Origin of the sequence: Janthinobacterium sp. (genome assembly GCF_031995485.1) — a bacterium.
Lineage (GTDB): Bacteria > Pseudomonadota > Gammaproteobacteria > Burkholderiales > Burkholderiaceae_D > Janthinobacterium.
In genome coordinates this window covers 231766-242278 of sequence record NZ_DAMAGB010000003.1, presented here as the reverse complement: position 1 = coordinate 242278, position 10513 = coordinate 231766, and the positions used below count along the sequence as shown (strand labels likewise).

The window sequence follows — 10513 nt, the reverse complement described above, 5'->3', positions numbered from 1 at the left end:
ACATCCCGTATTTTCTGAATTTGATAAATCATGCTTCAAAAAAATATGAAAATTTTTTTAACTGGCGGCACTGGATTCATTGGATCACACTTTATTAATGCCGCCCATCAGGCAGGGCATAATATCGTAGCTCTTCGTCGTGCATCTAGTCAGCCTAGGATTACACTAGAAAAAGAACCGCAATGGATTGATGGGCCATTAGATGGGGACTATACTGAAGAAATGAAAGACTGCCAAGTATTGGTACATCTTGCATCACATACACCGAATCCGCCGTATGATACGTTGCCTAACTGCTTATATTGGAATGTCCAAGCAAGTATCCAGCTAGCCGAGCAGGCAAAAAGTGTCGGCATTACTCGTTTCTTGATTGCTGGTTCGTGTTTTGAATATGGCCGATCGGCAGAGCGTTATGATGCTATACCGGTTACTGCCCCACTTGAGCCGATGTTATCGTATCCTACTTCAAAAGCTGCAGCGTCTGTAGCTTTTTTAGGATTTGCTGCGCAGCACAAAATTCAATTAAGTTTGTTTCGTATTTTTCAAGTATATGGCGAAGGTGAACAAGCTAGTAGGCTTTGGCCATCGTTGAAAATAGCTGCACTGAATGGATCGGATTTTCCGATGACATTGGGTGAACAATTACGTGATTTTATTGACGTTAAAGACGTTGCCTCGGAATTTGTAAAAGGTCTTGATTTTTCAAATGTAGATGCAGGCATTCCAAATTTAAAAAATATTTCCAGTGGTAACCCTCAAACTTTATTTGAATTTTCATCTCATTGGTGGAATCATTGGAATGCAAAGGGAAAAATTTTGCGTGGTGCAATTCCATATAGAGTTAATGAAATAATGAAGCTAATTCCTGAGTTAAATAACGAAGTTAACAATGCTCATTAAATATAATGTGCTTGCGGTTATCGGAGCTGGAGTTGGCTTAGCCAATTCCATGCTAGTGTGGAAGCTTTTTGGTGCGAATATAAATTCTGACATTTGGCTGCTAAGTGTTGCAATAATAGCAATATTAAGTTTGCTGGTTTTAATAGGAATTGAGCAATTTCAAGTTTTTTATACCGAAATTTATTTGAAAGATGAAAAAGCGGCATCGCAGTTTTTAGGTGCAGCAGGTTTGTGGGCGCTTGCGAGTGGAATATTATTTAGTCTAATTTGCTATGGCATTGTTGATATAATAATTAACAGCTTTGCCGGAGGATTACCAATAGAGTCAAAAAAAATTGCAATTGCTGCTTTTTTGATCTTGCTTACTCAAGTGGCAATAGCTCCACTGGTTCATGTAACAAGATGTACTTTAAATGTTCATCAATATTATGGTGCTTCATATTGTTTATCACTGATCCTGCCAATATGGCAAATGATAGTCTTGACTATATTTATTTTTTTAAAAAAACAGGATGTTGTAGAACTTGCTAAATGGAGCTGTGCTGCAGTCTTGATACAGATATTGTCTTGTCCATTAATTTTGATTAAATGGGCAAACATTCCAAAAAATATAAGCGTACAATTTTTTGGTTCATTTGTAAAAAATAGTTTTACTATGCGCATAGGACATTCTTTCCATAATTTTTTTGTTGGATTGATATTGAATAATGCTCTTTCTCATCAGGCCCCTGGGGTCATTTCTATTTTTCAATACGCAAAGAAATTTTCTGACGGACTTGCCGGGGTTGCAATAGGTCCACAAGCTAACATCTACCATGTTCGACAAGCAAAAGCATGGTCTGAACGTAATGCAAGCATATTTTACGAAAATATAAAAGTTTATCTAAAAAATACATTACCTCTATATGTCGCAGGCGTTATCTGTGTTTGGGTTTTCTTGCCTTGGCTTTTTTCTCTTTTGGCTAAGGACGGTGATGCCTCCAGTACAGAAAAAATCAAAACTGTATTTCTTGCTTTGTCAGCTTGGCAAGGAATTATTTCTATAGAGACTATTTTTGCCGGGATTGTTGTAATCGCAAGAAGAAGCATGATTTTGTGGTTAGTCAATGGAATATTTATTTTCGTTTTCTATTTTTCTGTTAAAGCCATGCCATTAGATGCATCAGTATTGTGGATATCAATTACCGGTCTGTTGAGCCAGTTTATCAGCTTTATTTTTTACGCTTTTCTTTCCTGGATTTTAGTAAGTAAACATTTTATAAAATTTAAATAATGTCTTTCCCAAAAATAAGCGTAATCATTCCTACTTATAATCGTGCTTCATACCTTGATCAAACTATTTCAAGTGTTTTATCGCAAAAAAATGCTGCTTTTGAAGTAATTATTTCAGATAATTGCTCACAAGACAATACTGAAGACGTCGTTAAAAAATATCTAAGTGACTCACGTGTAAAGTATTTCAAGAATAGCGTAAATGTAGGAATGGTTAAAAATTGGCGAGAAGCGGTATATAAGCGGACAAACGCAGAATGGTTTATTATTTTGTCCGACGACGATTATTTTATAAATGATAATTATCTTGAAAATGTGATTGATTATATCAATTCGGGGGAAAATGTAGTCCTTGTATATGGCGAGGGTTTGATATTAGACGAGACAACGAAAAAGACAACTTTTCTATCTCTTCCTTTTGACGGAGTTGTATCCGGCGTTGATGTTTTTATGTCTCGAGGAACTATAAAACCTCAAGATGCTACTCTTTGCAATATGGTATTTAATAAAAAGATCGCAATTCAATTAGATGCTTTCTCCAATCCTGACAACTTATCCTGCGATTCCGAGCTGTATTTGAAGACAGCTCTCCTAGGGAATGTCGCGGTAATTAAAGGTGAAAACTCTGTTTATAGATTCCATCCAGGAAACTTAGTTAAGACAATATCGAGTTCAGCGCCTTTGCGGCTTGGAAATCTGGATTTTATTTTCAGTACTTATAATTTCGCAAAAGAAAAAATTTCCTCAAATCAACTAAGAATTTTTCTTAACAATATAAATGCTGTAAAGGCTATTCAAGGATGCCTGTTAAATATGGCCTGTATAGATAAAGATGAGTATTTGAAATGCAAAAATAATCTATTTGATAAAAATTCGTATTTAGTTGATTTGGCAACTAACGCAAATTCTTTTAAAATTAAACTTTTTATGATTAATAAGTTTTCGGCTTTGTTGCCTATTTATTTTTATGTTAGACGTGCATTAAAATAAAAATTTTAACATTAAAAAAGCAAAAATGAAAATTAAGCTAGCCAAATTTTGGAAAATGTCAAATTACGAAAAATTAAATAAGTTTAAATTTGTTTTTGCCATGTTAAAAACAAAGTTTTATTATAAATTTTTTTTTAAAAATATCGGAGAAAAATCAATAATATTTAATCCTTTATATTTTGGAAATCCAGATTATATTGCAATTGGTAAAAATACGCTGATACGTGCTGGCTCAAGGCTGGAAGTAATCCAAGATAGCGATTCGTTTTTTGGAAATTTAACAATTGGTGATAACGTAAATATCGAACAAAATGTTCATATCGTGTGTGGTGGAAAAATCAGAATTGGAAATAATGTTTCTATCACTGGCAACGTTGCTATCGTCGATGTAAAGCACCCTCACGATGATGTCTACAGTACGGTAAAGATTGGAAGCAGGATTCAATGTAAAGGAAATTATATTGAAATCGAGGATGGGGTTTTCATTGGTTTTGGTTCTATAATTTTACCAAATGTGAAAGTTGGAAAAAATTCAGTAATTGGCGCACATACGATAGTAAATATTGACGTCCCAAGCTACTGCGTAGTTGGCGGAAATCCGATGAAAATACTTAAAAAGTATGATTTTGAATCAAATGAGTGGAAGAGAATATCATGAATGTTTTAATAACGGGTGGTGCGGGTTTTATCGGTTCTAATTTGGCGTTAAATTTGATTAGCTTGGGGCATAACGTAACTATTCTGGACAATCTCTCCCCACAAATACACGGTGCACAACCAGAGATAAGTTCACCTTTATATTTAAGTATCAAAGGCAAGGTAAATTTTGTATTGGGTTCTGTGACAGATGCTGCTGCATGGAAATCTGTTTTGCCTGGTCAGGATGCGATCATCCATTTGGCAGCTGAGACCGGTACCGGGCAGTCCATGTACGAGATCAAACGTTATGTTGACGTGAATATTGGTGGCACCGCCTTAATGCTTGACTTACTTGCAAACGGCAAATATCAGGTCAAAAAGGTTGTAGTTGCTTCTTCGCGCTCAATTTATGGTGAGGGTAAATATCTTTCGCATGCATTGGGTATCGTATATCCAAGTGCACGTAAAGATGAAGATATGCAAGCTGGACGTTTCGAGCCATTGTGTCCTCAGACTGGTGAACCGCTGGTTTTGCTGCCTACTGATGAAGATTCCAAAATTCACCCATCATCAGTTTATGGCATTACAAAGCAAAACCAAGAGCAAATGGTGATGACTGTATGCGCCTCGTTAGGTATCGGCGCGACCGCGCTCCGTTATCAAAATGTATATGGCCCCGGTCAGTCGTTGAGCAATCCCTATACTGGTATTTTGTCCATTTTCTCTACTCGAATCAAGAATGGTAATGGATTGAGTATTTTTGAAGATGGCAAGGAAAGTCGGGATTTTGTATTCATTAGCGATATCGTGGAAGCAACGACGGCAGCCTTGCTCAAAGATGAAGCGAATAATGAAGTGTTCGGTATTGGTGCTGGTGCGGCAACAGATGTATTAACGGTGGCGCATACCCTAGTGCAGCGGTATGGCAAGGATGTTGATATCAAGATTACTGGTGCATATCGTTTGGGCGATATCCGTCATAATTATGCCGATATAGGCAAAGCAAAGCGGTTGTTGGATTTTAGCCCTAAAGTGACTTTTGAAGAAGGTATAAAGTTTTTTACCGCGTGGGTTGAACAGCAAGAAGTACAAAAAGATAGCTATGAAGAAAGTATTGCTGAGATGAAAAAGCGTGGATTATACAAATAAGCATGCGGTACATGGCCAGTTTTTGAAGCTGCCGACTTGTGCGGCAGTAGGTCAATATAATTTATTCTGCGTGTGGTAGTTTAATAATTAGAGGTTAAGGCTCATGAAAAAAAGAATAGGCTTGGTTACAGTACTGTTTAATAGTACTGATGTACTGCCAGGGTTTTTCCAAAGTTTGTCCCTGCAAACTTTGGACGACTACTGGCTATACATAATTGATAACAGCTTGGACAATTTTTCATACAAGGCGGCGCAAGCGGAAATTGAAAAATATTCGTTGAATAATGTAACTCTGATAAAAAATGTTGATAATATCGGAGTGGCAGCAGCTAACAACCAGGGTATCAAACTCGGAATAGAAGCGGGCTGCGAATATATTCTTATTCTGAATAACGATATTGAATTTAATGATGCCAGTCTTTTTCAAAATATGATGTCTATTGCGGAGCGTAACAACGAAATGTTGATTACTCCGAAAATGTATTTTCATGACAATGGATTGATTTGGTGCGCAGGCGGTGAAATCAGTAAGTTACGCGGTACAGTGCGACATTTTGGTGAAATGCAGAAAGACTTACCTGAAAACAGTATTACTGACTACACAGAATATGCGCCGACTTGTTTTATGTTAGTGCACCGGAAAGTATTCGAAAAAATAGGTATGATGGACGAAAAATATTTCGTTTATTATGATGATGTCGATTTCATTTGGAGGGCAAATGAGGCTGGCTATAAATTACTATATTGGGCAGAAGGAAAAATTTTCCATAAGGTTAGTAGTAGTACTGGTGGTGATGATTCCCCATTTAGTATATTCTATAGTAACAGAAATAGACTATATTTTATTAGGAAGAATTATTCTCCAATTTTTAAAATTATTTCTTTGACATACACTTTAACAACTCGATTTATAAAATATATAAAATATTCAAAAACGAATAAAGGTTTAAACTTTAAAAAAGCCATGTTGGCTGGATTGAAAATGCCGATTGATAAGTAATTTCTCTTGTTGTAATGATGTCGAATAAGTATATCGATATAAAAAGTTACCAGTAAAAGATATTTTAGTCATATATATTAATTGGTAATAAAATGTGAAAATGTATGAAAAATAATAAAACTATACTGGTTGTCTGTCCGGATGTTCCATTTCCAGATAATTATGGCGGAGCGCTTGATATGTGGAAGCGTATCGTTTACTTGAAGAGCATGGGATTTTCAATCCATCTGGTCAGCCTGTACCGTGATGAAATGCGTCTGAAGGAATTCGAGAGTTCTGTGCATATCGACATGGTAGATGTACATGTGGCTATTAAATATCGTCCACATTTATCCTTGAAAATGTTTTTTTATCCGGTTGCAATGGCAATTAGGTCGCTGGGCGTACCGGACTTGCATCGACTTAAGAAAAAATTGTTCTCACAGTATGAATATGCGCTAATAGAGAATACTAAAACCATGCTCGCTTTTTCAGATATGCAAAAGTATCTGAATACGGTTTTTAATAAAGTTTACTTACGCATGCAAAATTGCGAGTGGGAATATTATGAGCATATGGCTGGGGCAGAGCCACATCTTCTTAAAAAGTTATTTTTTACAAATGAATCATTAAAGTTTAAGACATTTGAGAAAAATTTATCGCACAATGATTTGGTTGATGGACTGTTGTTCATTTCAGAGCGTGACATGAAGTTCTACGGACCTTCTTCAAAAAAGAATGCCGTTTTGCCCGTATTTCTCGCTCCGACAGAAAAGAAGATAAATTTCGCTACTCGGCAGAATCTGCTTTTATTTATTGGTAATCTCGAATTGGCAGACAATGTATCAGCAGTAGAGAAATTATACGATTATGTGAAAGATTGGTTGATTGAAAATCCCAAGGCAAGGCTAATTATTGCTGGGAAAAATAAGTCTGACCTTAATCCCTTCTCTAACTTTGATTTGGATAATGTTGAGGTTATTTTCAATATTCCACATGCAGAAAAGGAGAAATTGATTGAGTGCGCAAAAGTATTTTGCTCGTTCTCAATGAATCCTGCAGGCGTAAAATTGAAAACACTTGAAGGTGCTGCCGCAGGTCTGCCTATTTTGGCAAATAACAATGCTTGTGATGGGTCCGGCCTGGAAAATGTTGTAATGAACATTGACACACAAGAAAGATCTGCAATTTATAATCAGCTAGATATGATGATGAACGATATATCCATATTTAAAAATATGTCTGCGTCGGTTTCACTGGCCTATCGGCATTTAATGAATGATGCCGCATTGGCACACTCAGAAATATTTCCATAATGATTAAGCTGATAGCTTTTTTTTTACCGTTAATGATATTGAATACTTTCAATGTCGGAATGATTTTTATTCCATTATTGACTATATTTTTAAATCTTTACTTTGTTTATTGCGTTGCATATAAGTATAAATCAATTCCAAACTTTTTTTACCTGGCGCCAATTATTTCTTTGCTGTTGATTTCAGTTTTCAAATATGTCTTGTTTTTTGAGTCAGATGGTATTGTTGACGCTGCCAAGTTGATCGCTACTGGCATGATGCTGATTTCAATATATTTTATTTTCAAGTATGAGGCGAAAATTTTTGTGCGATGGTATTTTATATCAACAGGATTAATGTTGATATACGGTTTTTATCAATATCTGATCGTTCTTTCCGGAATCTCTCCTGTAAGTGCCGGTGTAAATCTGCCAGTCACTTTATGGAATGAGAATGCTTGGCACATGAGTATTGTTCGAGATGGTCTTGTGCGTGTTCAGTCTTTTGCTTATGAACCAGCTTATTTGGCAATTTTTCTTGGTTTTGCATTGCTTTGTGCGAAAAGTTTTAATTTTCAATCTTCTTGGGTATTCGCCATTACTCTTGGTTTGTTTGCTACTGGTTCCCGCAACACTTATGTTTTTCTGATTGTTTTTTTTGTTTTAATGGCCATAAGAAAATACACAAATACCGCGATGTTGGGATTTGTTTATCTTTTCTCATTCTTGCTGCCTATTTTGTTATTTGTATTTATCGACCTAGAAGCTGGCGATTTTGACGTGTCAGTGCTAGCGCGTGCCCTACCATATAAAGTAATCGCTGAAAATATAACAACCAACCTTGGTGCAACGGCCTTCGGGGTTACTTCATACGTTGAAGCAATTGGACAGAATAACTATCTTTCGCGATTTGGCGATGTAGTAATTTCTGAAAAAGTTGATGTGGATCCTAAAAGTTTTTTGGCATATATTCTTTTACATTTTGGCGTTGTAGGTTTTTTAGCTTTCATTTTCTTCCAGTGGTTACTGTTGAGAAAATCTAAGACCTCGCTGATTTATATGAGTTCATTCAATTTATTATGTTTTAACTCTAATGTTTTATTTTGGCCTGTCTATTGGTGTGTTTATACCTTATCTATATTCATTCAAGATAAAAAATGGCTTATGTTGATTTCTCGGCCATCCAAAGACGCAGGTTCAAATTCAGATAGCTTTGACAATGTAAAATATCAAGAAAATATTTAATGGATACAACCTTGACAAAAAATAGTATCGTCGCAGTCGTTGTACCAACATTAAACGCCGGTGACAATTGGAATACTTGGTTGACTGCACTTGCCTCGCAGTCGTATACAGCCGATTATGTATTGGTTGTTGATTCTTCGTCAATAGATCAAACACCTGCTCTTGCTAAAAAATTAGGTTATGATGTCTTGACCATACAACGCCAAGAATTTAACCATGGCACAACCCGTCAACTTGCGGCTAATCACTTTACAAGTGCTGATATCATTGTATATCTGACTCAGGATGCTTTGCTGGCAGATGCAGATGCATTGAGTAATCTCATCGCAGCTTTTGATGATGTTACTGTTGGGGCTGCCTATGGACGTCAACTGCCGCATATCGATGCAAAACCAATAGGAGCGCATGCACGACTATATAATTATTCCGACAAGTCGGATATTCGCTCATCCAATGACATAGCTCGGCTCGGTTTAAAGGTAGCATTTTTGTCAAATTCATTCTCAGCTTATCGGAAGACTGCACTAATGGCGGTTGGTGGATTTCCAGAGAATAATATTTTTGGAGAAGATGCATATGTTGCGTCGAAAATGATATTAGCCGGGTGGAAGATTTCTTACAGGGCAAATGCGAAAGTTTACCATTCGCATGATTATTCGATAGTTGAAGATTTCAAACGATATTTCGATATCGGTGTATTTCATTCTCGTGAACCTTGGTTACGTTTAGAATTTGGTAGCGCTGAAGGTGAGGGGAAAAAATTTGTTATTTCAGAAATGAAATATTTGTTTAAAACGTCTCCTTGGTTGATACCATCAGCTATGGTAAGAACCCTTGTTAAATACGCAGCTTACAAATTGGGAATGTTTGAAAAAAAAATGCCGGCCTCATTAAAATACAAATTAAGCATGCACAAAAGGTTTTGGCTATAAAATTATAGTATTTAAAACACAAGTTGATAATTACTTTATCAATATTTAGTTTATTTAATTATTTTCGGAATATGGTATGAAAATTGCAATTATTACGGGTATTACTGGACAAGATGGTGCCTATTTAGCCGAGTTATTGTTGGAAAAGGGATACAAAGTTTTTGGCACTTATCGCCGTACAAGTTCTGTTAACTTTTGGCGTATCGAAGAATTAGGCATTGCCAAGCACGAAAATCTAGAATTAGTGGAATACGATCTTACAGATTTGAGTGCCAGCATTCGGTTACTACAGACTACCGGTGCAATCGAAGTCTATAATTTGGCAGCGCAGAGCTTCGTTGGCGTTTCTTTTGACCAACCGGTGACCACTGCAGAGATCACTGGCCTTGGTCCGGTCAATTTGCTGGAAGCTATTCGCATTGTCAATCCGAAAATTCGTTTTTATCAAGCAAGTACATCGGAAATGTTTGGTAAAGTCCAGGCTATTCCACAAATTGAAGATACACCCTTTTATCCACGGAGCCCGTACGGAGTAGCAAAATTGTACGCGCATTGGATGACAATTAATTATCGTGAGTCCTATAATATTTTTGGTGCTAGTGGCATTTTGTTCAATCATGAATCGCCGTTGCGCGGTCGTGAATTCGTCACTCGAAAAATCACCGACAGCATCGCAAAGATCAGCTTGGGACTGCTCGACGTATTAGAACTCGGAAACATGGACGCCAAACGGGATTGGGGATTTGCCAAAGAATACGTGGAAGGCATGTGGCGTATGCTGCAGGCTGATAAGCCTGATACTTATGTACTCGCCACGAACCGTACAGAAACAGTACGTGATTTCGTTACGATGGCCGGCAAGGCTGCCGGTTTCGATCTGGTCTGGAGTGGCGAAGCCGAAAACGAAATAGCAGTTGACAGCAAGAGCGGCAAGACACTTGTACGCGTCAATCCTAAGTTCTATCGTCCTGCCGAAGTTGAATTACTGATCGGTAATCCTGAGAAAGCACGCAAGGAACTGGGTTGGGAGCCTAAAACTACATTGGAGCAGTTGTGCCAGATGATGGTAGAGGCCGATATTCGTCGTAACCAGGCTGGTTTTTCGTTCTGATT

10 protein-coding genes are annotated in these 10513 nt (G+C 37.0%); all 10 read left to right on the top strand.

Going from position 1 to position 10513, the window contains the following annotated elements:
• Positions 1–30: 30 nt before the first annotated feature.
• The 10 genes from RTQ46_RS04135 (at position 31) to gmd (ending at position 10511) form a co-directional block, all read left to right on the top strand.
• Complete coding sequence (locus RTQ46_RS04135) at positions 31–900, top strand: NAD(P)-dependent oxidoreductase (protein ID WP_312434771.1); 870 nt, start codon at positions 31–33, stop codon at positions 898–900.
• A complete protein-coding gene (locus RTQ46_RS04130; protein ID WP_312434770.1) occupies positions 890–2173 on the top strand; it encodes a hypothetical protein in 1284 nt (427 codons plus the stop codon). The genes RTQ46_RS04135 and RTQ46_RS04130 overlap by 11 nt, the downstream gene beginning before the upstream one ends.
• Positions 2173–3162 (top strand): glycosyltransferase family 2 protein, encoded by a 990-nt coding sequence (locus RTQ46_RS04125; protein ID WP_312434769.1) that lies wholly within the window; start codon positions 2173–2175, stop codon positions 3160–3162. The genes RTQ46_RS04130 and RTQ46_RS04125 overlap by 1 nt, the downstream gene beginning before the upstream one ends.
• Before the next feature lie 25 nt (positions 3163–3187).
• Positions 3188–3820, top strand: a complete 633-nt coding sequence (locus RTQ46_RS04120) for an acyltransferase (RefSeq protein ID WP_312434768.1) — start codon at positions 3188–3190, stop codon at positions 3818–3820.
• The gene (locus tag RTQ46_RS04115) at positions 3817–4950 is read left to right on the top strand and encodes an NAD-dependent epimerase/dehydratase family protein (protein WP_312434767.1); all 1134 of its coding nucleotides are present in this window, start codon (positions 3817–3819) and stop codon (positions 4948–4950) included. The genes RTQ46_RS04120 and RTQ46_RS04115 overlap by 4 nt, the downstream gene beginning before the upstream one ends.
• Before the next feature lie 103 nt (positions 4951–5053).
• Entirely contained in the window at positions 5054–5950 is an 897-nt protein-coding gene (locus tag RTQ46_RS04110; RefSeq protein ID WP_312434766.1) for a glycosyltransferase family 2 protein, read from the top strand.
• 104 nt (positions 5951–6054) lie between these two features.
• Positions 6055–7245 (top strand): glycosyltransferase, encoded by a 1191-nt coding sequence (locus tag RTQ46_RS04105; protein ID WP_312434765.1) that lies wholly within the window; start codon positions 6055–6057, stop codon positions 7243–7245.
• Positions 7245–8468, top strand: a complete 1224-nt coding sequence (locus tag RTQ46_RS04100; protein ID WP_312434764.1) for a hypothetical protein — start codon at positions 7245–7247, stop codon at positions 8466–8468. Before RTQ46_RS04105 ends, RTQ46_RS04100 begins: the two co-directional genes overlap by 1 nt.
• On the top strand, positions 8468–9400 hold the full coding sequence (locus tag RTQ46_RS04095) for a glycosyltransferase (protein WP_312434763.1): 933 nt from the start codon (positions 8468–8470) through the stop codon (positions 9398–9400). Before RTQ46_RS04100 ends, RTQ46_RS04095 begins: the two co-directional genes overlap by 1 nt.
• Positions 9401–9476: 76 nt before the next feature.
• Positions 9477–10511: a GDP-mannose 4,6-dehydratase gene (gene gmd / locus RTQ46_RS04090; RefSeq protein ID WP_312434762.1), complete on the top strand. Its 1035-nt coding sequence runs from the start codon at positions 9477–9479 to the stop codon at positions 10509–10511.
• The last annotated feature ends 2 nt before the right edge of the window (positions 10512–10513 follow it).